The following is a 23655-nucleotide window of genomic DNA, read 5'->3' as shown; positions in this document are numbered from 1 at the left end:
GTATCTTATTTCTCGGTCTTGCCGACGAAATCGGCGGGGTTCTTGTACTTCACCGTCTGCAAGTGCTCGCAATAGAGCACCAGTTCCCCTTCGCCCTTGAAGACCTGGTAGCTGGCTCGGATGAGCCCGAGCTCCTTGTAGCGGGGGGTTTTGTCCATGTTGGTCCGGATCGTGTAGATCGTGTCGCCGATGAAGACCGGCTTGATGAAGCGCAGCTTGTCGTAGCCGTAGGAAAAGGCGTTGACGCAATTGGTGGCGACGAGCCCGAGGCCCGCCGAAAAGACGAAGGCGCCAGCGACGAGGCGCTTGCCGAACATGCCGTCGCGCTCGGCAAACATCTGATCCTGCACATAGGGGTGGATGTCGACAACCAGCGTGTTGAACAGATGGCTGTCCCCCTCAGCGATCGTCCGGCGCAAAGATCGAATGCGCTGGCCGACGGGCCAATCTTCATAGAACCAGTTTTCCGCATTCCACACCGGCAGGGCGGCATGGTCTTGCGGCATGTCCGTGGGATGCGTCGAGGAAACACCGACGGGGGGCGTGAATTCATGCATGAGCAGACCCTTGCGTAGCGAAAGCGAAGTCCGACCTTGATTTTCGCCATCGAACGCCAGTGGTGCTCAGCGGCAGCGATCAACTTCTTCTTATATGAATAGCTTACTCACATATGGATTAACATTGCAAGGGGCTCAAGTCGTCGACGGGGACTGCACGATCCCGAGTGCAGTGGAGATGATTGCGCCCCACGAGCCGAATCTTCCGGGCCCAATTTCCGACCGCCGCGGGCGCAATTCTCCAATGGACTTGCCGAGCGGGGGATTTCTCCAAACGATGCCGCGAGCGCATTGCGTGTCCGGCTTCTTACGGTCACAAGGATGCGTAGAAGAGCTGGGTTTCGCTTTGCTCGGCGGCCGAGCTACGCGTTTCGAGGTCCCAGAGTGACTGACACCATGCCATCCACAGCCTCAACGAATGCGGCGCTTCACGCCGCCATCAAGGTCAACATTGTTGTGATCGGCGCTGGGCAGGCCGGACTGTCATCGGCCTATCACCTGATGAAGCTTGGCCTTCAGCCGGGCCGGAATTTCATCGTCCTCGACAAGAACGACAAACCGGGCGGCGCCTGGCAGCATCGCTGGCCGTCATTGACGCTGAGCACCGTCAACCGTCTCCACGACTTGCCGGGCATGGAGTTTGCGGAAGTTGTTCCCGTTGGAGAAACTGAGGCTCGGGCGTCGACCGCGGTTCCCAACTACTACGCGGCCTATGAAGAGAAATTCCAGCTGCCGATCTATCGGCCGGTCGCGGTCAAGGTGGTCTGCGAACGTTTCGGGCGGCTTCGGGTGGAGACCGACCGCGAAACTTTTTCGACCGAGGGGCTCATCAACGCCACGGGAACATGGGAGACTCCTTCCATCCCCGCCTATCCCGGTGCCGATCGGTTCGAAGGTCAGCAGCTTCACTCCCGCGACTATCAAACGGCGGACGCCTTTGCGGGCAAACATGTGATTGTCGTCGGCGGCGGTATTTCTGCGCTGCAGCACCTCGACGAAATCTCGCAAGTAACGACGACGACGTGGGTCACGCGTAGCGAGCCACAGTTTCGTGAGCGGCCATTCACGCCGGAAGACGGCCGCGCCGCGGTCGCCGCCGTAGAAGAAAGGGTACGCAATGGGCTGGTGCCGGGCTCGGTGGTGTCGGTCACGGGCATTCCCTGGACCCCGGCCCTGCGGGCCGCCGCAAAACGCGGGGCACTGAAACGGCTGCCGGTCTTCAGCGAAATCCTTCCTCATGGCGTGCGCTGGCCGGATGGAACGGAACAGACGGCTGACGTCATTCTCTGGGCGACGGGCTTTCGCAGCTCACTCGACCATCTCGCTCCGCTGCAGCTGCGCGAGGACGATGGCGGCATCGTCATGGGCGGACGCCTGGCGACGCGGGTCGAAAAGGACCCACGCATCCATCTGGTTGGCTACGGCCCCTCGGCCTCCACGATTGGAGCGAACAGGGCGGGCGGCGCAGCAGCACGGGAACTGGCCACCCATCTCGGTCTGATCTGATCCGGCCGGACTGCTCCGACCGCCCTACTTGCTTGAAGCGATGGGTCAGGCAATCCGACTTCGCGCGCCAATGCACCCGTATCGTGAGCTTTGGTTCGAGCGCTCCCGAAAAGTCTATGCTAATCAAATGGTCAACGATTCTGAGTTTTTAGTGTGATGAGCCCCAAGACCCGCGGCTATTTGTTTGCGTTCCTCGCCATCTGCATCTTCGCTGGCCAGGATGCGATAACCAAGTATCTGGGTGATCGCTATCCGGCGCTCTTCATAACGATGATCCGTTTCTGGGCATTCGCCCTCTTCGTGTTTGCTTTTGCCGCGTCGTCTCCCGGGGGCATTCGCCGGTCCGTTCAAACAAGACATCCCTGGCTGCAGGTTGTTCGCGGCCTTCTGCTGGTCGCAGAGATCGTCGTCATCGTCTTTTCCTATGTCCACGCCGGGCTCGCCATGAGCCAGTCGATCTTCCAGGCAACGCCACTGATCATCACCATTCTGTCGATACCTCTTCTCGGAGAGGTGGTCGGATGGCGGCGCGGGGCCGCGGTGGTGGTTGGTCTTGTCGGCGTGCTGGTGATCATCAACCCAGTGGACGTTCATTTCGACATGTCGCTGCTTCTGCCGCTTGTCGCCTCCGTACTGTTCGCGCTCTACAGCATCGCCACGCGCGCAGTAAGTCGCGAGGATTCAGCGGTAACGAGCCTCTTTTATGCGGGTGTGGTCGGGGCACTGGCGATTTCGCTGATCGGCCCGTTCTACTGGACCGAAGTCGTCCCCACCGATTGGTTCGCATTGGCAGCCCTTTGCGTCTGCGGCACGCTCAGCCACTACTTCCTTATCCGGGCCTACGGGCTGCTACCTGCCGCGGAAGTTCAGCCCGTCACCTATTTTCAGCTGGTTCTTAACGTGATGTTTGCCGTCCTGTTGTTTGGCGAAACGATCACCCACAACATGATCATCGGCGCCCTGATCGTGGTCGGCGCGGGCCTTTTCACGATCTGGCGCGAACACCAGTTGGCCAAGCGCTCATAGCCGATACGGTATCTGAAACTGCGCGCTTTGCGATCAATTGAGCCAGCAGGATCTCGCTTCACGACCGCACCAACATCCTGATCGCCACGCGACGGAACAATTTCCACCTTCGCGTGTTGTCGGAGCAGCCGATCGGATCGCAAGGTTTTTCCGCGGATGGAGTATGCGATGAAATGGCTTCTCCCAGTTCTGTGTATCGCGGCGGGCCCCGCATATGCGCAAAGCCCCGGCCTGGAGACGACCTGCATGGCGGTCGCCAAGAATTTCTTCCTGGTCGACACGCTCAACGTCGGGGTGGTCCAGTCCTTTCCCGAGATTGCACCGCCCGGAGCACGCTTTAAATATTCCGAAAGAGCCGACACAAAGAAGTCAGATATGACGGACACCTTCGACTGCGAGTTCGACAATGCGAAGGCGCCGACAAAAATCCTGCGCTTCTGCGTTTCACGCATCTGTTACGCCGCCGATGAGGACGATCCCGAGCGCAAGAGACGATTTCAGGAGATGCAGGTTCTGCTGCAAAGAGGGAAAACTGCAAACTGAGTTCGCTTGACGGCCGGCCAAGGCTCGGCCGACGCTGACAGAACTACTGCGTCTCGAGCTCAACCCCGACACGCAGCCCATTTTCCGCAAACAGGAGCAGCAGCTCACGAAGCTTTGGCTGCGAGACTTCCTCGATCGCGGCTTCGAGCGCAGTCCATTGCAGTCTCCTGCTCTGCCTCTCGGGGAAATCCCCTAAAACTTCCTGGACTTCGAGCAAATGCACGTTGAGGTGATAGCTGAGGTCGCTGCTATCCTTGGTGTAGACGAACGAGCCGATGGCATCGCTCGATACCCGGCCCCTGACGCCAGCCTCTTCCATCGCTTCGCGCGCGGCGGCGGCGCACGCCGTCTCCCCTGTCTCTATGCGACCCTTTGGTATTCCCCAGCGGCCGTTGCGGCGGCTGGTGACGAGCAGCACTTCAGGGGGGCCGTCTGCGGACACCCGAAAACAGATCGCTCCAGCCTGCTGGACACATGTCATTGAACGAGCAGAGTTTTGTGGCAACGTTGCGCATGCCAGCGACAATTGCTCGGACATTTCTCTCTCGGTTTCGATGGATTGCAGCGAGAATCTTGTTTGCATTTATGACAGATATGTGACGCCCCGTCTTGCAATGAGCGATTGCAAAATGAAACGGCGGAGACAGTGTAGGCATGGCCACGAGGAGAAAGGTCGGAACAAGGGTGGGCAACAGGAACTGGATTGCTGGCCTCTCCGTCGCCGGACTGATGCTGCCCGAAGCTGTCGCCTATGCGGGCATTGCCGGCATCGCGCCACAACACGCGGTGGTCGCTGCCATTGTCGGCTGCCTGACCTATTCCATCTTCGGCAGAAGCCGTTTCGCCATCGTGTCTCCGACGTCATCTTCCGCTGCCATTCTTGCGGCCACGATGGCGACACTGCCCGGCTCGATGACCGACAAGATGGCGCTCGCGACCGTGATCGTGGCACTGACGGGCGTTCTGTTTGTCACGGCGTCGCTGCTGCGGCTTGGGAACCTCGCCGGCTTCATCTCCCGCCCTGTGCTCCGCGGCTTCGCTTTGGGTTTGGCGATCGCCATCATCATAAGACAATTGCCCGCCGTCACCGGTGTTGACGTACCGGCCACGGACATCATCCATCAGGTCGCCGCGCTTCTCGCGGCATTCCCACAGTGGAATGCCGCGAGCATCACGGTCGGTCTTGTGGCCCTGGCCGCCCTCCTGCTCTTGCGCCGCGTGCCGTTTCTGCCCGGCGCCTTCCTGGTGCTCTGTGCCGGTATATCGGCTTCGAGACTGCTGGACCTGCCAAGCCATGGCGTGGGGGTCGTCGGCCCGCTGTCCGTAGCGTTGACCTGGCCGTCGTGGTCGCTCGTTCAATGGAGCCAGCTCAGGCAACTGGTGCCATACACGCTTCCGCTCGTCCTCATTCTCTTTGCCGAGTCCTGGGGCACCATCCGTTCGCTATCGCTGCGCCATGGGGAAACTGTGACGGCCAATCGCGAACTGCTGGCGCTCGGCGCCGCGAATGTGGCCAGCGCCGTCGCGCAAGGCATGCCCGTCGGCGCTGGCTTTTCGGCCGGGTCCGCCGCCGAGGCGGCCGGTGCTGAAAGTCGAATGACGGCGTTCATCGCCGCGATCGGTCTTGCCGTCCTGGTCATCGTCGGCGCTGGCCTGGTGGAGAGCCTGCCCGAACCGGCTTTGGCGGCGGTCGTCATCGTCGCGCTGGCGCACGCCCTCGATCCGCGCCCGCTTTTGCGATTGTGGAAGCTGAAGCATGACGTCGTCATTGCGCTCGCTGCGGCAGTGGGGGTTATCGCCTTCGGCGTCGTAAACGGCATCACGATTGCGGTCGCGCTCTCCCTGGCCGTTCTGCTGCACAGGCTTGCCACTCCCTACGTTGCCACCCTTGGCCGCCTCGGTCAGGGGCACGACTTCGTCGACATCGCCCGCCACTCCGATGCTGAGACAATTCCGGGGATCTCGATATGGCGACCCGCCCAGCCACTTTTCTTTGCCAATGCGGATGCCATCCTCACCGAAACGGCAGCGAGGATCGGCCGGGACCAGACGGCGCGCGCCATCATCGTCAGCCTCGAGGAAAGCTTCGATCTCGACAGCACCGCCCTCGACGCGCTGCTCGAATTCGACACGCTCGTCCGGGCGCAGAACAAGCGCGTGCAATACGCACGTGTCCATGACCGTGTACGCGACCTGATCGCGCTGGCAGCTCCCGCGCTTCTTTCCTATCTCAGCTACAGTGTCGATGATGCCGTCGCCGCCGTGTCTCAACCAGGGTCCACCACCCCCTTGCCCGGAGCCGTTCAATGACGACCGTCTATGAGCCGCAATTGCAACCGGTCGAGATTGCCGACCTTCGTCCGACCCAGATCACCGTTGGCCTCCTCGAAGTCGCCGACAAACGCCAGGAATGGCGAAGGAATGCAAAGAAACACGGCCCGGAATATCTCGGCCGTCATATGGTGCCGTTCTGGGCCCGAAGGAGCGGGCCTATCTGGTCGACCACCATCACCTCGTGCGCGCCCTTTACGAGGAGGGCGTCGCACATGTGCCGACCAGCATCGTGTTTGACCTCAGCCATCTCGGCAAGGATGAAGGGTCGGTCATGGACCATCGCCACTGGATGTATCCCTTCGATGCCGAAGGTCTGCGCCGACCCCATCGGGACCTTCCAAAGACCATAGCCGGCCTCGTCGACGACCCCTACCGGTCACTGGCGGGTGCGCTTCGCCGAGCGGGCGGCTACGCCAAGGATATCACCCCCTACAGCGAGTTCATGTGGGCGAACCTCCTCCGATCGCGCGTCGACGCGAAGCTGATCGCCAGCGACATAGACAAGGCTTTGCGTGACGCGCTCAGCCTTGCGCATGACAGGTCCGCCAGTTTTCTGCCGGGCTGGTGCGGTGTCTCGGACTGACGGGATTTTTGGGGCGGAAGCTCCACTATCCGGCGTCAGCCGAGCCGACCGGAATTTTCGTTGTAGTATTCCGTTAGTACCTGCGGGCGTACCTGCACTGCTAAGCTCCTCCCATTGGTTTTGGGAGGAACAGATGACAGCTTCGAAAATTCTGATGATCACCGGTGACTTCACCGAAGACTATGAAACGATGGTCCCGTTTCAGACGCTGCTTGCCTGCGGCTATACCGTCCATGCCGCCTGCCCCGGCAAGAAGGCCGGAGAGACGGTCGCGACCGCCATCCATGACTTCGAAGGCGACCAGACCTATTCCGAAAAACGCGGCCACAACTTCGCCCTCAACGCTACCTTCTCCAGTATTCGCGCCGAGGACTACGACGCGCTCGTCATACCCGGCGGCCGCGCGCCCGAGTATCTGCGCCTCAACCCCGACGTCATCAAGGCCGTGCAGCATTTCTTCGAGGCCGGGAAACCGGTGGCGGCCATCTGCCACGGTGCCCAACTTCTTGCAGCGGCCGGCGTGCTGAAGGGGCGCACATGCTCTGCCTATCCCGCCTGCCGCCCGGAAGTCGAACTCGCCGGCGGCATTTATGCCGATATCGCGATCGATGACGCGGTCTCGGACGGCAATCTCGTCACCGCCCCCGCATGGCCGGCGCATCCTTCGTGGCTGCGGCAGTTCATGGCTGTGCTCGACGCCTCCGCCCTGCTACAAACGGACGCCGCCTGAGGAAGCGGAAAAGGGAGGGTCGTGATGTGCGAGTTGTTCATTAAGGCGGACGCAAGGCTCTGGGAAAGCACAACGCGTTCGCTACGCATCGATGGCATGGTGACAAGCGTTCGGCTGGAGAACTTCTTCTGGTCGAAGCTCGAGGAGATCGCCCATCGCGATCGCATGAACGTCACGCAGTTGATAACCAAGCTGCATCATGAGTCCATCGATGCCGGCCACGATCTTGGGAACTTCACTTCGTTTCTGAGGGTCTGTTGCGCGCGCTATCTCGACCTTCAACTGACCGGGGACATTCCGACGGATGTCAAACAACCGATCGCCGGGCTGAACGCTCCGGCGATCCTCGTTCGCGAGCAGGAAAAATACCACTAAGGCAGCGGCCCTCGACGGTTGAGGGCCGCCAAGAACCACCGCACCCTCGGCCGGCTCGCCTGAAGCGGCTGAGGGTATTGCGGTTCGGAAGCGTTCCCGTTGCGAATGTCAGGATGGCTGCGGCGCTGCAGGCGGTCGTCATTTAGACCTTCGCTTGCAGCCGCTCGGCCTGGGCAATGGTGACGCCGCCGATAGTGCCGGGTCCCCGCGTGCAGCGACCGGCAGAGCCATCTGTCGGCCGAGCGCCCGCAGAAGGGAACAGCCTCCACGGCCACACTCGGTTCCCGTCATATCGATACGGAAGCATTCCGCCCGAACTTCCGCACGTTTTCGCTACAGACCCCGAGCACAGCCCACGCCAAGCGGAATTCAGCCATGCTGCCCCGATCAGCCGTATCGACTGCTCGCCATCCCGGCGCCGTTTCCGATTCGGCAACTTCCGGAAGAATCATTGCCTGAAACAGGAAATTTTCGACAAGAATTACCTTTGCCGACTGAAATACTCTTGACGCAGTTCCGTTTCGGAAATTTACTCCGGTCATCAAGGCCGAAATGGAAACGGTGATGACCCAACGCTACCTCGTCGATGATCTGGACCGCGAGATTATCCGTTATCTCTCCGAAGACGGACGCCTTTCGGCGGCCGAGATCGCCGGCCGGATCGGCAGCGTCTCGGAACGCACGATCCGCAACCGCATTGCCGGATTGCTCCAGGCCAAAATGATCGTCATCGGCGCCATTCCAGATCCCGTGGCGCTCGGACGCGATGTCCAGGTCGAGCTTTTGATCGAAGTCGAGCCCGGCAAACAGGAAGACGTCGCCATCCTGCTCGCCGAGTATGACGAGATCGGCTACCTCGCCGCCACGAGCGGTACGGCGAACCTCAGCGCTTCGCTCTTCGTCTCCGACCATGCGGCTTTGCTCGAATTCATCGATCAGGAACTGGGCAAACTGCCCGGCGTCAAGCGCGTCACGAGCTCGGTCGTGCTGCGCCTCTACAAGGTATTTGGCACGAGGACGACCGCAATTAGCCGCGGTACGGATCTCGGCGGCAAGAAAAAGGGATAGACCATGCTTCGTATCGGAGTGGATGTCGGCGGAACCAATACGGATGCGGCGCTGCTGCGCGGCGCCGAGGTCCTGGCCACGGTAAAATCCTCGACCACCGCGGACGTGACATCGGGCGTCAGCGCAGCAATCCGCACGGTCCTGGCCGAAGCAGGCGTTTCTGCCGGCGCGGTCAATGCGGTGATGATCGGCACCACGCACTTCCTCAACGCCATCGTCGAGGGCCGGCACCTTGAAAAGGTTGGCGTTCTCCGACTTTGCGGCGCGGCGACGCGCTCGCTGCCGCCAATGATCGATTGGCCGGACACGCTTCGCCCCGTCGTCGACGGTGGTGCCGCCCTGGTTGGCGGTGGCGTCAATTACGATGGCTCGGAGATTGCGCCGCTCGACGATGTGGCGATCCGCGCGGCGTGCCGCGATTGGCGGGCGCGTGGCATCTCCGCCGTCGCGATCTGCTCGGTCTTCGCCCTGGTCGACCCGAAAATGGAAAACGACGCGGCGGAAATCGTCGCAGAAGAAATGCCTGGCGCGGCAATCAGCCTGTCGCACCGCGTCGGCCGCACCGGCCTCCTGCCCCGCGAAAACGCCACGATCCTCAATGCGAGCCTCCACACGCTCGGACGCGAGACGGTCGGCGCCTTCCGCTCGGCTTTTGCCGCCCTCGGCCTCACCTGCCCGCTTTTCCTCACGCAGAACGACGGCACGCTGATGGCAGCCGAGTTCGCCGAACGTTATCCCGTCTTCACGATCGCGTCGGGACCGACCAACTCCATGCGCGGCGCGGCCTTCCTCACCGGGCTCTCCGACGCGGCCGTGATCGATATCGGCGGCACCACCACGGATATCGGCATGCTGGTCGCCGGCTTTCCGCGCACCCGCAGCGAAGGCGCGATGATCGGCGGCGTGCCGACCAATTTCCGCGTGCCGGATGTCTACTCCTTCGGCCTTGGCGGCGGCAGCATCGTACGCCCCGGTCCGGCTTCGACGATCGGTCCGGATTCGGTCGGTTTTCGGCTGCCGGAAAAGGCTCTCTGCTTCGGCGGCGACACGCTGACGGCAACCGATATCGCCGTCGCTGCCGGCCTCGTCGAGCTCGGAGACCGCAGCCGCCTCAGCCACATCACGCCGGAATTTGCGGAGCAGCTGCTGGCGCAGATGAAGGCCAGCATCGAAACGGTGCTGGATCGCATGAAGCCAAGCGCCGACCCGATCCCCGCCATTCTCGTCGGCGGCGGTTCGGTGCTGGTCGAGGGGCTGCTGGAGGGAACCTCGGTTTCGCTGAAACCTGATCATTTCGGTTCGGCCAACGCAATCGGTGCGGCAATCGCGCAGGTCTCCGGCGAGGTGGACAGCGTGGTTTCGCTCGAAGGCACCACGCGGGAAATCGCACTGGAATCCATTGTCGCGGAGGCTCGGGCGCGCGCCGTCGAGGCCGGCGCAGATGCCGATACGACCACCCTTGCCGAAATCGAAGAAACGCCGCTGGCTTACCTGCCCGGCAATGCCGTTCGCGTCGCCGCGAAAGTGATTGGGGAGTTGCGGGCATGAAGTACTGGACGCTCAGCGAAGCGGATATCGATCGCATCGCCATCGGCTGCGGCATTCTGGGAACCGGCGGCGGCGGTAGCACCTATCATGGCCTGCTGCGTGCCAAGGCGCTTTTGCGCGAAGGCAAGCGCATTCGCATGGTGCGGCCGGCCGACATGGCACCGGATGCCCAGATTCTCGGTATCGGCGGCATCGGTGCCCCGACCGTGGGTATCGAGAAGATCCCGGAAGGCAGTGAGGGCGTCCGGCTATTGAACGCGCTCGAACGACATCTGGGCCGCAAGGTCGATGCACTGCTCGGTGACGAAGTCGGTGGTGGTAACGGCATCGCGCCGATGCTGACGGCGGCGATGGTCGATCTGCCTGTCGTCGATGCGGACGGCATGGGTCGCGCTTTCCCGGAAGTGCAGATGACGACTTTCTTCATCCACGGCCAGGCGGTGCAGCCCGCGGCCCTTGCCGATGCGGACGGCAATGTGCTCGTCGTCACCGACGCGACGACGCCGAAGATGCTGGAGAAGCTGCTGCGCGCCAGCACCATTGCCATGGGATGCACGGCACTGATGACGACGGCGCCGATGTCCGGTGAATTCGTCCGCCGTTTCGGCGTGCCCCACACCACCAGCCAGGCCTGGAGCCTCGGGGATGCTGTCATGAACGCGCGCGCGGCCAAGGAGGATCCGGTCGAGGCCATCTTGAAGCAATCCGGTGGTGTGCGGTTGATGCGTGGCAAGGTGACCGATATCAGCCGCCGCGTTATGGCGGGCTTCACCCGCGGCAAGCTCACCGTTGCGGGCCTGGATGCGGACGCGGGGCGCGCACTGACGGTCGACATCCAGAACGAATATCTGATCGCGCGTGAAGGCGAAGAGATCATCACCATGGTGCCGGACCTGATCTGCATCGTGGATTCAGAGACCGGTCGGGCGATCGGCACGGAAGAGCTGCGCTACGGCCTGCGCATCGACGTGTTGTCCATGCCTGCCCCGGTTCTGCTGCGCAGCGAAATCGCGCTCGCCTCCGTCGGCCCGCGTGCCTTTGGTTACGATTTCGACTTCGTGCCGATGGGCGTGTCTGCGGATGCGCCTGCCGTACCCCACTACAAAGAAGACGCCTAAGCGTCCGCACCTCCAGAACTCGATTGGGAGCCTGACATGAACCGCCGCAATTTCTTGAAAACCGCCGCCCTCACTGCCATCGCCACAGCCGCCGCGTCGCATTGGAATTTTGCCATGGCTGAGGGCACGAGCAGCATCTTCACGCTCGCCTATCCGACGAGCTTTCCGGATCTCGACCCCGCCACCTCCTTTTCCAACGACGGCGCGGTGCTTGCCAATGTCTACGAAGGGCTGACGCGCTACATTCCCGCGACCGACAAGGCCGAAGCCAAAATCGAGCCTCTGCTTGCCACCTCCTGGGACGTGAGCGCAGACGGCAAGACCTGGACCTTCACCCTGCGTGATGGCGTGAAGTTCCATGACGGCAGCCCGCTGACCTCACAGGCGGTCAAGGGCTCGATCGAGCGGACCAAGAAAATCGGCGGCGGTGCGTCCTTCATCTGGGGCCCGGTTTCGTCCATCGAAACGCCGGAACCGCTGAAGGTAGTCTTCGTGCTTTCCGAACCGCAGCCATTGGACCTCATCGCATCAGCCGGCTTTGCCGCCTGGATCTACGCGCCTTCTGCGCATGACAAGGAAGCGTCCTGGTTTAACGCCGGCAACGATGCAGGGACCGGGGCGTTCAAGATTTCGCGTTACGAGCCCGGTCAGCGCGCCGTTCTCGACCGGGTCGAAGGCTATTGGGGCAAGGTGCCGGATGGCGCCTTCCAGACGATCTCGTTCGAGATCGTCGAGGATGCGACGCTCGCTCAGAACATGATCGAGAGCGGCCAGGCCGACTGGACCTACAGTCTTCCCTACGAAAACCTCGAGGCGTTGAAGTCCAATCCCGATCTGAACGTGGTCGTCAATCCTTCCTTCGAAACGCTGTTCGGCCTCTACAATGTCAAGCGTGCGCCGCTCGACAAGGTCAAGGTGCGTCAGGCTCTGTCACTCGCCTTTCCCTATGACGACGTGATCGCCGCGGGAACGAGCGGCTTCGGCACACGCGCCAAGGGCGTCGTCCCGGCCGGCATCTGGGGCCACGATGCCAATGCGCCGATCCCGAAGACCGATCTGGAAGCCGCAAAGGCACTTCTTGCCGAAGAAGGCGTAGAGCCAGGCCTGGAACTGGTCATGACCTACTCCACATCCCAGGCGATCGAGGCGGTCGCAGGCGAACTCTGGAAGGCCAATCTCGAGACGCTCGGCATCACGCTGAAGCTCCAGCCGATGGCATGGGAAGCGCAGTGGCAGCTCGGCAAATCGAACCCCGAAGCGGCGCAGGACATTTTCGTTATGTTCTGGTGGCCGACCTTCGTCACCCCCTATGACTACCTCTTCAACCTGTTCCACAGTGAAGAGAAGCCGAATTTCAATCTCGGCTACTATTCCAACCCCGAGGTGGACGCCAAGATCGATGAAGCGGCCAAGCTCTCGGGCACGGACCGCCCGCGCGCCGAGGCGCTGTTCGTCGAGGCGCAGTGCAAGATCATCGAGGACGCGGCAGCCATCTTCATGCTTGACCAGCCGAACGTCCACATCATCCGTGCGGACATCAAGGGCTATGCCGACAATCCGGCCTACGGGCACATCGCCTTTGTCAACGATCTGAGCCGGTAGGCACGCGGGGGGTCTGATGGAACTTCTACGCTACATCCTGCGCCGCACGTTTCTCTCCGCCTTCGTTTTGGTGGGCGTGACCTTCCTGGTCTTCGTGGTGGCACAGGTCGTACCGTCGGACCCCGCAGCGCTCTATGCGGGCCCGCGTCCCACGGCCGAGCAAATCGAGAAGGCGCGCCAGGAGCTTAATCTCGACGCGCCTCTTCCGGCCCGTTTCGCGACTTTCACCGGCGCCATGGCGTCCGCCGATTTCGGCATCTCCTACAAGTCCAGACGCCTCATCGCGGAGGATCTCAGGGCCTATCTTCCGGCCACCCTGGAGCTTGCCATATTTTCGACCGGCCTTGCGCTCCTGATCGGTATCCCGCTCGGCGTCATCGCCGCGGCGCGGCAAGACGGTTGGGCGGACCGGTTCTGCAGTTTCGGTTCTATCGCGGCCGTCGCGATGCCGACCTTTTTCCTGGCCATGATCCTGCAGCTCATCTTTGCGCAATGGCTTGGTATCCTCCCGCTCTCCGGCCGACTTTCCAGAGAGATCGCGATCTCCGCGCCGCTGCCGATGGTGACCGGTTTCAACTTGATCGACGCGCTCATCGCCGGCCGCCTCGACGCATTCGGCGATGCCCTGACGCATCTGATCCTGCCGGCGTTGACGCTCGCCTCCTATCCTGCAGGCGTCGCCATGCGGCTGACACGCTCGGCCATGATCGAAATCCTTGAGCGCCGCCATATCGTTGCGGCCCGCGCGCTCGGCCTTTCCGAACCGCGCATCCTATTTGGTCACGCGCTGCCGAACGCCATGGGGCCGGCGCTGACAGTGATCGGTCTCTCCTTTGCCTATGCCCTGACCGGCGCGGTGCTCGTCGAGATCATTTTCGCCTGGCCGGGTCTCGGCCGTTACGTCTCCGAAGCGATCCTCGCCAAGGACTTTCCGGTCATCGCCGCCGTCACCATGGTTGTCACCATCTGCTACGTCGTGATGAACCTGCTGATCGATATCACCCAGGCCCTTGTCGACCCGCGGGTGGCGCTGTCATGAAAAAGCTCCTCCAACGCCTCGGCTGGCCTGGCACCCTCGCCCTTGCCATCGTCCTTCTCTTCGTGCTCGTCGCGCTCTTCGCGCCGTGGATCGCGCCTTATCCCGTGCAGGGGGCCGGCGGACCGAATGTTGTCGCCAAGCTCTCGCCGCCCTCCGCAGACTACTGGCTGGGTACAGACCATCTTGGCCGGGATATTCTGAGCCGCATTGCTTACGGCACCCGGGTGTCGCTGACGAATGGTATGCTAATCGTCGCCTTCTCGCTGCTCATCGGCCTGCCGATCGGTCTTGCCGCCGGCTACTTCGGCGGTTGGGTCGACGAGGCGCTGATGCGCGGCACCGACGTCTTCCTTGCCTTCCCTGCACTATTGCTAGCGGTGCTGATGGCCGCCGCCCTCGGACCGGGCTTTCTGAACAGCGTCATCGCCGTCGCTGTCACCTGGTGGCCCTGGTATGCGCGACTGGCCCGCGCGGAGGTGCTGGTGCTGCGTGGTCAGCCCTATGTGGAGGCGGCGCAACTCTCCGGCGTCTCGCATTGGCGCATCATCCTCCGCCACATCCTGCCGGCGACAGGCAGGCCGCTGACCGTGCAGGCTGCTCTCGATGTCGGGCCGGCACTTCTTACCGCGGCTGCCCTCTCCTTCCTTGGCCTGGGCGTGTTGCCGCCGACCGCCGACTGGGGCCAGATGGTCGATGCCGGTCGAAAGTTCTTCCCCGCGCGCTGGTGGTATTCGGCGATGCCGGGCCTCACCATCTTCGTCATCGCGCTCGCCTTCAGCGTGCTCGGCGATGCGCTGCGAGAGCGCAAGGGAGGGACTGCTCGTGCCTCTGCTTGATATCCGCAACCTGTCGGTCAGCATCCCGACATCAGAAGGCGACGTTCACGCGGTGCGTGCGGTCAGCCTCGAGATCGAGCGCGGCGAGATCCACGGCGTCATCGGCGAATCCGGCTGCGGCAAGACCATGACCGGGATGGCGGCACTTGGCCTGGCTCCGAAGGGTGCCCGCATCGTTGCCGACCGGTTCCATTTTGACGGCGAGGATCTTCGCGAGCATGCGGCGCGCCTGCGTGGCCGGCGCATCGGCATGATCGCCCAGGATCCTGCCGCCGCCCTCAATCCGGTTCTCAGCATCGCCACGCAGATGGACGATGTGATCCGCGCCCATCGCGACCTGCCGCATCGGGCGAGGCGCGCGGAGGCGATCGATCTGCTGGCCTCAACGGGACTGTCTGATCCTGAAAGAGTGCTCCGCAGCTATCCGCACCAGCTTTCCGGCGGCATGCAGCAGCGCGTGGTCATCGCCCAGGCGCTGGCGACCGGCGCGGACTTCCTGATCGCCGACGAGCCGACCACAGCGCTCGACGTCTCGGTCGGCGCCCAAGTTCTGGCGCTTCTGCGCAAGCTGGTGACCGAGCGCGGCCTCACCGTTTTGATGATCACCCACGACATGGACGTCATCGCCGAGGCCTGCGATCGTGCAACCGTGCTCTACGCAGGCCGCTCCGTCGAGAACGGCCCGGTCGATGCCGTGTTGCAAAATCCCGGGCACCCCTACACCCGTGCCCTGCTCGCCGCACTCCCCGACGCTGCACCGCTCGGAGCACGGCTTGCGGCCATCGAGGGCTCCATCCCGCCGCCGCGCTCGGCAATTGCCGGCTGTGCCTTTGCCACGCGCTGTCCCCAGGCGCTCCATGAGTGCGCAGTCACGCCACCGCCGGAGCGCAGCCGTGCTGCGCATCGCTGGCTATGCCACCTGCCGGAGGATGCTGCATGACCACGCCGATACTGGACATCGACAATCTCGTGATCCGCTACCGCGCCGGTCTCTTCGCGGCGCGCCCAAAACCCGCAGTCAACGGCGCAAGCTTCCGCCTTGCCAAGGGCGAGACCCTCGGCATCGTCGGCGAAAGCGGCTCTGGCAAGACAAGTCTCCTGCGCGCCATCCTTCGGCTCCTTCCGGTGGAAAGCGGGCAGATCCGGCTCGACGGCCAGGACTGGCTTGCGCTGCGGGGCAGCGCGTTGCGCCGGGAACGCCAGAAGATCGGCGTCGTGCTGCAAAACCCCTTCCTCTCGTTGAGCCCGAGATTGACGATCGCCGATATCCTTGCCGAGCCGATCCTGGCGCAAGGCGGCCGACACGACGCGGCCATGCGGAAGAAGATCGCGGGCCTGCTCTGCGACTGCGGGCTGCCGGCCGATTTTCTCGACCGACGCGCAAGCGAACTCTCCGGTGGTCAGGCCCAGCGCGTGGCGATCGCCCGCGCACTGGCGCTGGAGCCGAGCCTCCTCATTCTCGACGAGCCGACATCGGCGCTCGACGTCTCGGTGCAGGCACAGATCCTCAATCTCCTTTCGGATCTGAAGGAAAGCCGCGGGCTGTCGATGCTCTTCGTAACCCATAATCTGAAGGTCGTCGCACATGTCTCCGACGCGCTTCTGGTCATGCGGCACGGCGACGTCATCGAATTCGGCAGAACGAAAGAGGTGATCGGCGCTCCAGCCGATCCCTATACGCGCGAACTGCTTTCCTACGGGCGCCGCGAAAAGCTTGTCGAGCACGAACTGGCTCCCGGCTGACGCCAAGCGCCTCCTCGCTTTCGTTTTCAGTGGTCTGCATAGGCAACGACTGAACTGCCACTGCCCAATCTCACTGCGCAACCGGCGGCCATGCGATGACCGCCGGTGCAATTGGTCGTCTCGGCGTCAGAGGCGGGCTACTTCGTGACCGTCAGCATCGCATGCATGCCGGCTTCGAAGTGTCCCTTGATATTGCAGAGCAGTACATAGGACCCTGGCGTGAGCTTGGCCTTCATCTGGCCAACGGCACCCGGTTTCAGGTCGGACACCTCGCCAAGGCTTTTCAGCTGCTTTTCGTTGACGCGGTGCTTGGCCGCGACGACATCGATCTTCTGGTCGGCCGATTTCAGCTTGATCAACACCATCTCGTGCTCTTCTGTCATTGCGTCGTTGTGGACCATAAACGTCGTCTCGCCGGCCTTGATGGTCGATTGATCCAGTGTGAGGGTCATCGAACCGCCAGCCTCGCCGCTCTCGACAACTTTGACGGTTGTGCCGGCAAATGCAGGCGACGTCAGACAGATGAAAGTAAGCACTGCTAGCTTGTTTCGGGTGAACCGCATTTTAAGTTTCCCTTTTTTTGCTGCCGTTTATCGGCGATTTGCGCCATGACGCGAGACCTTGCTGACCGGTGGGCTCTTCCTTGGTCAGGACGCGATCGTGCGTTCAGCCTCGGCGCAATGAGCGGAACCGATCGGCAATGCCGTGCGGCCCCGACGCCGTTCTAGGCGACACACCCTGTCCATCGGCTGTCCTGCAGCTGCATTGTGACGGCGCCAGGGTTTTGCGGACGGAACCGGCTCGACACGCCATCGCTTGGTTGGAGGCCGCCATCAGCAGCCTCCTCCAGTACAGTCGGACGAGCCGATGGACAGGGTGTGGCCTCCGCCGGCCGTGCTTTGGCGAAAAGTCTCCCGATGCGGCTTTCGCCAGATCAATCCGCGCGTTCAGCGGCCCCGGCCGCCGCCGCCACGTCCTCCACCGCCGCCACCACCACGGAAGGCCGCCCCACCGCCCCGACCGCCACCACCGTGGAACCCGCCGCGGCTGCCGCCCTGAAAACCGCCGCCGCGATAGCCGCCGCCACGGTCAAAGCTTTGGAAGTTGCGGCCGGACTCCTGATAGAGCCGGCCATAGTTGCGGCTCAGTTCATTCTGGTTGCCGAACTGTCGTCCGGCGCGATCCAAGGAAAGATGGTCCGGCGCCCGCTGACGAGCCTGCTGGTTGCGGCGTGGTGCGGGCCTTGTCTCGACCCGGTTCTGAATACGTTGGGCGGCTTGAGGTCGATTGGATGCTGCACGCTGACCGGCATCTCGCAGGTTCTCTCCGTCCGGCCGCTGAACCGGTTGCCAGCCATCCGGCGTGTGCTTCTGCCACTGCCCGTCCTGGCGACGATAGACGCTGCCGTCGCGACCGGCATAGACGTCACCACCCTTGCTGCCGACGATGAAGCCTTTGTTGCCTTCCGTGTTGCGCCAGCGCAGACCGCCGGCACTGCCTGTTGTTCCGCCGCTGATACGCGCGAATTCTCCGCCGTGCTTGACGGCAACGCTGCCCCAGGAACCGTAGACATTCTGCCCGCCGCGCGCGACCATGGCGTTGCCGGTCCTTGGATTGTAGGCGGAGATGAAGCCCCGTTCGCCGCCAGGTCCTGCCGCAGCACCAGCGCGGAACCGGGTCCCGGTGACGGGATTATAAGCCGCGCCAAATGCCAAACCCCTCTCGGGACCGTAGGCATAGCCATAGCGGCCGAAGGTTCCGTAGGCCGGGTTGTATGAGGCGCCAAACCCATAGCTGATCGGAGGCGGATAATAGGGCCAATCGTCATCGTAATAGTCCCAATAGGGTGGATAGTACCAACCTGAGCCCCAGACGACCGTGTCCCAGGCGAGATAGGTATAGAGATAGCCGAGGGTGTAGCCGTACCAGACGGCGTCCGGTTCCGTGTCGTAAACGCGGACATAGGTGGCGTTATAGACCGGAGACGACGATGGAATGCCGTAGATCTCATCGGCAACCGCGCGCGCAACGGCAAAGGGCCCGGTCGGCGTATCGCCGACGAACCAGATGCCATCCTTGAGGACGAAATACTTGTCCGCGACCTTGATGACCTGCTCGTTTGCGTTGACGGCATAAAACAGGGACGTGCCTTCGATCGGCTCGAACTTCGGCTCTCCATTGTAGCGTACGTCCACCTTCAATGAACCATCGGTCGAAACCCGCGCAAGCTTCGGAATGCTCGCCCTCAGACGCGCCATTGCGCTTTCGGAGGTGCCGGGGATCGAAGCACGCACGGCTGAGTAGGGCGCGTCGTCGGGTAGATTCACGAAATCTTCCGGCAGATCGGGAGTGGCAAAACTCCAGGGTCCTTCGAGCGAGGCTGATGAGAACCACCTGCCGGAGAGAAGGGTGTACCAGTTCTTGCTAGCCCTATGGAAAAAGACCGAGCTGGTCGTATTGGAAACCCAATCTAGCCCTGTGCCCGTCACCGGTTCCAGGACCGGCTTTCCGTCAAAGATCAAGAGCTCCGCTGGCTTCTCCGAATAGTAAACCTTCGGGATCTCGTTCTCGTTGAAGCGCGTTGGCGGAAGGGAGGCCTTTACCCCTTTCCAGTTCTCGATGTCCGGCAGTTTGGAAAACAGATCCGGAACCGTTTCTGCCTCAACCCAGCTGGTCTCCAATGTCTTCGAGGTGAGCCAGTTCTTGTCGCTTCGCAGATAGTAATCGCCTGATTGTTCGACTTTAAACAGGTCCCAATTCGTGTTGACCACGAACGATAGGCCCTCAACGCCCTTGACCGGGGCCGTAACCGCCTTGCCATCCGTCTGCAACAGGATCGCTGGCGCCTCGCTCTCAAAGATCGGCGGCGGGTCGGCCTTGATATCCGGAACGTCTGCGAGACGCTCAAAATCCGCAAGGCTCGCGGCCAGTCGCTGCTGTGACACGACGATCGGATCGGTAGGAACAAGCTTGCCGATATCGAGCGCGAGATCGGCAAGTTGCTGGCGGTCGAGCGCAGAGAACTCGAGCCGCGTGGTGCGAACATCCGTCAGAGTGACGTTTTCAGATGCATCGTCAGCGACGGTCTTGGCCGAAAGCCCGATGATCCCGTAGACCGGCTTCGCGTCTGCCGCCGATTTGAGTTCGGTGGCGACAAGAGCCTCGAGCACCTTGAAATCCTTCCAGGATGTTATCTGCGGCTGAAAGAGCGTGATCGTCGCGCCCTTGTCGGTGTTGAACACCCTTGGCCAGGCAGGCGCGGTGGCGTCTGACTGGTTGAGATATTTGCCCGCAACGAACCCATTTGCGCCGGAATAACTCACGGCACACCAGCTGGCTTCCGAATCACACTCCTTGATATCGACTTCCTCTCCCTGGGGGATGACGCGTATCGCGTCAAATCCAGTGCCCGGGCCTACCCTGAAATTCACATTTGCCGTCAGGACGGCGGGGTCCGCAAATGCAGAGGTCGAGAAGAACGAAGCGACCGTGAGGTAGGCAAGAATTCTACGCATGATCACATTCCTTCATTGGTGTGTACGGTGTGTTCAAGTCCTGTTGGCTGAAAGTTGCACTAGGCACGGATCGTCGCGCAAAGGCGTCTCGAGATCGCAGCTATTCGGCGTCGTTTAATTCGGAAATCATTGCACATTCGATGACGAGTGCAACTGGCAATGCGGCCAACTTCTAATTAAACCGGGCGTTGAACGATGCCTTCTCTGTTGCCCGTAGAGCAGACCCCATCGCGGCGCCCCCCGGTTGGTGGAGCGGCTGGAGAACGGCATCTTCCGATATCGTGAATGTCCAACCTTGCAGATGGTTTCGGTACCCCCGCCTGACGGGAAAGGGCGTGCTTTTCGTGCTCTCCTTTTCGGGCCGCAAGAGTTATCCTGTGTTCGAATATCGAGATTGCCAAGAAGGCCGGCGCACGTATAGTTTCCATCTCTCCCGGCGGCTTCGTCGTCGCCTCCCACCGATGAAAACGTCATTCTCAACGCCTGCCGCTTGTCGATCCACTCCTCATCGTACCGATCTGCGGCACCCAGATGTATGATGCTCGACGTGCTTTTTTACCCTGCTCGCGCGCAAATGCGAGGCAGATGCTTCATGAAACTGATGCAAGGATAGTGAACATGGAAACGACCTTTTCTCCGGTGCTGACCGTTTGCGGCATCGAGGAGCTTCCGGGGCAGAGCAGCCGAAACGTGACCCACGTTCTGTCGATCGTCGATCCGGAACTCCCGGAACTGGAAGCTTTCGGCGCCTATGGCGAACACCACCGCACGACGCTGCGTTTCCACGATATCATTGCGGCGGCACCGAACCGGGTGATGCCCCGCCCGGACCACGTGGAGGCCATTCTTCGCTTCGGTACAGATTTCCTGATACGGCAGGATCGGGAAGCCGCGAGCCATGTACTGGTTCATTGCCATATGGGCGTATCGCGCTCGACGGCAGCCATGCTGACCCTCATGGCGCAGGCAAACCCGGATGAGCCCGGCGAAAGCCTCTTTGCCCGCCTTGCCGCCATACGCCCGCAAGCGTGGCCGAATTCCCAGATGATTGGCTTTGCCGACGAGCAGCTCGGTCGCCGGGGTGACCTCACTGCGGCGCTTGCCCGCCACTATGGTCGGCAGATCAAGAGCCGCCCCGAGTTCACCGAATGGATGACGACACTCGGCCGCGATGCCGAATTGCAGATGGCCATCCACGACTGACCGCCTAAGGCGCACCCGGTCTCGAGGCATCATCGGCAGAGGCGCTCAGCGTGGATATTGTAGAATTCTTCGCAGAGCGCCCACCTTCAGGAACACCGCGCGATCCAAGTGGCTGGCAGCAGCGACAGCAGACTCTCGCCTCCACGATGGCCGATGTCTGCAAGATGCGGCCAATGGCGACGCACGGCAAAAAGGGAACGGCATGATGAGCGAGCGTGACGTCGAAGAGATTTCCGCACTGATGATTGCAAGCTTCCGCCAGCTGACAGGCAGAAGCTTAGGTGATCCTTCCGCGGATGGCAGGTGGCTTTATGCATCCGCGCCGTTCGCCTTGCTCGCACATGACCGGTCCGAGGATCCCCGTTTCATATACGCGAACAAGACGGCCCAGGCCTGTTTCGGATACTCTTGGGAGGAATTCATCGGTATGCCGTCGCGCCTTTCTGCCGAGGCGCCAGACCGCGAAGAAAGGCAGCGTCTTCTAGACGGCGTCTCCGCCAAAGGTTTCATCGACAACTATCGCGGCGTTCGGATCGCGAAATCCGGACGCCGGTTCTGGATCGAAAACGCGACCGTCTGGCAGCTTGTGCGCACCGACGGCGCCTGTGTCGGCCAGGCCGCCGTCTTTCACACCTGGAAGCACCGGTAAGAGCGCTTTGCGCCTTATCTTGTGACCGCTCGAGACGCTGCTTCCCGCCTCCTAATAGAGAGATTGTCTACGGTTGCCCCTACCTTTGGCCAAAGTCTCTGCCGCCCACCCCGGCAATAGACAATCTGTCGCCTTCCCTCTGGCAGACTTCTTCCAGACAACCAGAGGAGGCCGCCATGACCGCCGTATTTGCCCGCACGACCTTTCACGACGCCCTCGCCCGCCTTGCCGATCCGCACCTGCTCAGGGAGCTCGCCTATGTCGGCGGTCGCTGGATCGCCGGCCATGACGGTGCCGGCTTCAAGGTGACGGATCCCGCCTCGTCGGCGACCATCGCCTGGGTCACAGCCCTTGATGCCGAGCAGGCCGGGGAGGCGATCTCGGCCGCGAGCGACGCGCTGCCCGCCTGGCGCAGCATGCTGCCGCAACAGCGCTCCGCGATCCTGCGCAAGTGGCATGACCTGATCCTGGAGGCCCGCGAGGATCTTGCGCTGCTGATGACGCTGGAACAGGGCAAGCCGCTTGCCGAGTCCAGTGCCGAGATCGACTATGCGGCCTCTTTCATCGAGTGGTATGCCGAGGAAGGAAAGCGCCTCAACGCCGAAAGCGTCACCAGCCATCTTCCCGGAGCCGAGATGATTGTCCGCCGCGAGGCTCTCGGCGTCGTCGGCATCGTGACGCCGTGGAATTTCCCCTCCGCCATGATCACCCGCAAGGCCGCAGCGGCCCTTGCCGCCGGCTGCACCGTCGTTGCGCATCCCTCCAGCGAAACACCGCTTTCAGCACTTGCCCTTGCCGAACTCGGCGAGCGGGCCGGCCTGCCCTCAGGTGTCTTCAACGTGGTGACAGGGGATGCCGCCACCATCGTTGGCCGCATGAATGCCGATGCGCGCATCCGCGCCATGAGCTTCACCGGGTCGACGGAGATCGGCAAGCTGATTGCCGGCCAGTGCGCACGGACGATGAAGCGGCTGGTCATGGAACTCGGCGGTCACGCGCCGCTGATCGTCTTCGCCGATGCCGACGTGGAGAAGGCAGCCGATATCGCGATCGCCGCAAAGTTCGCGACGTCTGGCCAGGATTGCCTCGCTGCCAATCGCATCTATGTCGAGCGGCCGATCCTCAGGGCTTTTGAGGAGGCCTTTGCTGCGCGGATTGCGCGCTTGAAGGTCGGCACCGGGCTCGACCGCGACAGCGAAATCGGCCCGCTGATGCACGAACGAGCGATCGCCAAGGTTGAGGAGCAGGTGGCCGACGCGCTGCGGCTTGGCGCCAAGCTTGCAGTCGGCGGACGGCGCCACCCGGCCGGGCCGCTTTTCTTTGAACCCACACTCCTGACCGACGCGCCCGACGAGGCACTGATCATGCGCGAAGAGACATTCGGTCCGGTCGCAGCCGTGACGGCCTTCGACGACGAGGACGAAGTGATCGCCCGCGCCAACGACACTGAGTATGGCCTCGTCGCCTATGTCGTCACAGAGAGCGGCGCGCGCCAGATGCGTCTCGGACGGGCGCTTGAGTACGGCATGGTCGCCATCAATCGGGTGAAGATCACCGGCGGACCGATCCCCTTCGGAGGCTGGAAGCAGTCGGGCCTCGGCCGCGAAGGCTCCCGCCACGGCATCGAAGCCTTCACGGAACTCAAATACCTCTGCATCGACACGGCCGCCTGAGCGCGCG

Annotated in this window: 21 protein-coding genes and 1 pseudogene; 18 read left to right on the top strand and 4 right to left on the bottom strand. The window is 62.3% G+C overall.

The window, feature by feature from the left end; all coding sequences use genetic code 11:
* Positions 1–5: 5 nt before the first annotated feature.
* Positions 6–557, bottom strand: a complete 552-nt coding sequence (locus ACTJKE_RS22330) for a MaoC family dehydratase (protein WP_440692433.1) — start codon at positions 555–557, stop codon at positions 6–8.
* Between the two features lie 384 nt (positions 558–941).
* Here ACTJKE_RS22330 and ACTJKE_RS22325 point away from each other — a divergent pair, with 384 nt between their 5' ends.
* The 3 genes from ACTJKE_RS22325 to ACTJKE_RS22315 all read left to right on the top strand — a co-directional run bounded on the left by ACTJKE_RS22325 (position 942) and on the right by ACTJKE_RS22315 (position 3632).
* Positions 942–2063, top strand: a complete 1122-nt coding sequence (locus ACTJKE_RS22325) for an NAD(P)-binding domain-containing protein (RefSeq protein ID WP_440692431.1) — start codon at positions 942–944, stop codon at positions 2061–2063.
* Positions 2064–2219: 156 nt separating this feature from the next.
* The gene (locus tag ACTJKE_RS22320; protein ID WP_113399518.1) at positions 2220–3089 is read left to right on the top strand and encodes a DMT family transporter; all 870 of its coding nucleotides are present in this window, start codon (positions 2220–2222) and stop codon (positions 3087–3089) included.
* Positions 3090–3257: 168 nt separating this feature from the next.
* Complete coding sequence (locus ACTJKE_RS22315; protein WP_440660948.1) at positions 3258–3632, top strand: hypothetical protein; 375 nt, start codon at positions 3258–3260, stop codon at positions 3630–3632.
* Between the two features lie 43 nt (positions 3633–3675).
* Here ACTJKE_RS22315 and ACTJKE_RS22310 read toward each other — a convergent pair whose 3' ends face one another.
* Positions 3676–4170 (bottom strand): NUDIX hydrolase, encoded by a 495-nt coding sequence (locus tag ACTJKE_RS22310; protein ID WP_440660947.1) that lies wholly within the window; start codon positions 4168–4170, stop codon positions 3676–3678.
* Positions 4171–4286: 116 nt separating this feature from the next.
* On the opposite strand from ACTJKE_RS22310, the gene ACTJKE_RS22305 reads away from it, so the two are divergent.
* The 12 genes and pseudogenes from ACTJKE_RS22305 (at position 4287) to ACTJKE_RS22250 (ending at position 16608) form a co-directional block, all read left to right on the top strand.
* Positions 4287–5942 carry a SulP family inorganic anion transporter gene (locus ACTJKE_RS22305; protein WP_440692429.1) on the top strand — a complete coding sequence of 552 codons (1656 nt, stop codon included), beginning with the start codon at positions 4287–4289 and terminating at the stop codon, positions 5940–5942.
* Positions 5939–6372: pseudogene (locus ACTJKE_RS22300) on the top strand (ParB-like protein); the annotation flags it as partial. The gene ACTJKE_RS22305 and the pseudogene ACTJKE_RS22300, both read left to right, overlap by 4 nt.
* A 310-nt stretch (positions 6373–6682) precedes the next feature.
* On the top strand, positions 6683–7279 hold the full coding sequence (locus tag ACTJKE_RS22295) for a DJ-1/PfpI family protein (protein WP_065373034.1): 597 nt from the start codon (positions 6683–6685) through the stop codon (positions 7277–7279).
* A 24-nt stretch (positions 7280–7303) separates the two neighbouring features.
* The gene (locus ACTJKE_RS22290; RefSeq protein WP_057249375.1) at positions 7304–7654 is read left to right on the top strand and encodes a ribbon-helix-helix domain-containing protein; all 351 of its coding nucleotides are present in this window, start codon (positions 7304–7306) and stop codon (positions 7652–7654) included.
* Between the two features lie 564 nt (positions 7655–8218).
* Positions 8219–8722, top strand: a complete 504-nt coding sequence (locus ACTJKE_RS22285) for an Lrp/AsnC family transcriptional regulator (protein ID WP_162764751.1) — start codon at positions 8219–8221, stop codon at positions 8720–8722.
* Between the two features lie 3 nt (positions 8723–8725).
* On the top strand, positions 8726–10270 hold the full coding sequence (locus ACTJKE_RS22280; RefSeq protein ID WP_440692427.1) for a hydantoinase/oxoprolinase N-terminal domain-containing protein: 1545 nt from the start codon (positions 8726–8728) through the stop codon (positions 10268–10270).
* Positions 10267–11388: a DUF917 domain-containing protein gene (locus ACTJKE_RS22275; RefSeq protein WP_440692425.1), complete on the top strand. Its 1122-nt coding sequence runs from the start codon at positions 10267–10269 to the stop codon at positions 11386–11388. Before ACTJKE_RS22280 ends, ACTJKE_RS22275 begins: the two co-directional genes overlap by 4 nt.
* Positions 11389–11424: 36 nt before the next feature.
* Positions 11425–12990, top strand: coding sequence for an ABC transporter substrate-binding protein (locus tag ACTJKE_RS22270; protein ID WP_440692423.1), 1566 nt, complete (start codon positions 11425–11427; stop codon positions 12988–12990).
* A 16-nt stretch (positions 12991–13006) separates the two neighbouring features.
* The gene (locus tag ACTJKE_RS22265; RefSeq protein WP_440692421.1) at positions 13007–14029 is read left to right on the top strand and encodes an ABC transporter permease; all 1023 of its coding nucleotides are present in this window, start codon (positions 13007–13009) and stop codon (positions 14027–14029) included.
* Positions 14026–14865 (top strand): ABC transporter permease, encoded by an 840-nt coding sequence (locus ACTJKE_RS22260; RefSeq protein ID WP_058328952.1) that lies wholly within the window; start codon positions 14026–14028, stop codon positions 14863–14865. Before ACTJKE_RS22265 ends, ACTJKE_RS22260 begins: the two co-directional genes overlap by 4 nt.
* Positions 14852–15805 carry an ABC transporter ATP-binding protein gene (locus tag ACTJKE_RS22255; RefSeq protein WP_058328953.1) on the top strand — a complete coding sequence of 318 codons (954 nt, stop codon included), beginning with the start codon at positions 14852–14854 and terminating at the stop codon, positions 15803–15805. Before ACTJKE_RS22260 ends, ACTJKE_RS22255 begins: the two co-directional genes overlap by 14 nt.
* On the top strand, positions 15802–16608 hold the full coding sequence (locus ACTJKE_RS22250; RefSeq protein WP_058328954.1) for an ABC transporter ATP-binding protein: 807 nt from the start codon (positions 15802–15804) through the stop codon (positions 16606–16608). The genes ACTJKE_RS22255 and ACTJKE_RS22250 overlap by 4 nt, the downstream gene beginning before the upstream one ends.
* A 137-nt stretch (positions 16609–16745) precedes the next feature.
* Here ACTJKE_RS22250 and ACTJKE_RS22245 read toward each other — a convergent pair whose 3' ends face one another.
* Together ACTJKE_RS22245 and ACTJKE_RS22240 are read right to left on the bottom strand one after the other, a co-directional pair.
* Complete coding sequence (locus ACTJKE_RS22245) at positions 16746–17171, bottom strand: plastocyanin/azurin family copper-binding protein (RefSeq protein WP_058328955.1); 426 nt, start codon at positions 17169–17171, stop codon at positions 16746–16748.
* Between the two features lie 384 nt (positions 17172–17555).
* A complete protein-coding gene (locus ACTJKE_RS22240; protein WP_440692419.1) occupies positions 17556–20123 on the bottom strand; it encodes an SH3 domain-containing protein in 2568 nt (855 codons plus the stop codon).
* A 618-nt stretch (positions 20124–20741) separates the two neighbouring features.
* Here ACTJKE_RS22240 and ACTJKE_RS22235 point away from each other — a divergent pair.
* From ACTJKE_RS22235 to ACTJKE_RS22225, 3 genes are all read left to right on the top strand, one after another.
* Positions 20742–21326: a tyrosine phosphatase family protein gene (locus ACTJKE_RS22235; protein ID WP_440692417.1), complete on the top strand. Its 585-nt coding sequence runs from the start codon at positions 20742–20744 to the stop codon at positions 21324–21326.
* A 202-nt stretch (positions 21327–21528) separates the two neighbouring features.
* The gene (locus ACTJKE_RS22230) at positions 21529–21975 is read left to right on the top strand and encodes an MEKHLA domain-containing protein (protein ID WP_440692415.1); all 447 of its coding nucleotides are present in this window, start codon (positions 21529–21531) and stop codon (positions 21973–21975) included.
* A 176-nt stretch (positions 21976–22151) separates the two neighbouring features.
* A complete protein-coding gene (locus tag ACTJKE_RS22225; RefSeq protein WP_058328958.1) occupies positions 22152–23648 on the top strand; it encodes an NAD-dependent succinate-semialdehyde dehydrogenase in 1497 nt (498 codons plus the stop codon).
* The last annotated feature ends 7 nt before the right edge of the window (positions 23649–23655 follow it).

Source organism: Ensifer sp. 22521, assembly GCF_052044795.1.
In the GTDB taxonomy this organism is placed as follows: domain Bacteria; phylum Pseudomonadota; class Alphaproteobacteria; order Rhizobiales; family Rhizobiaceae; genus Ensifer.
Note: the sequence above shows the minus strand (reverse complement) of the source record. Positions and strands in the feature narration are given on the sequence as shown.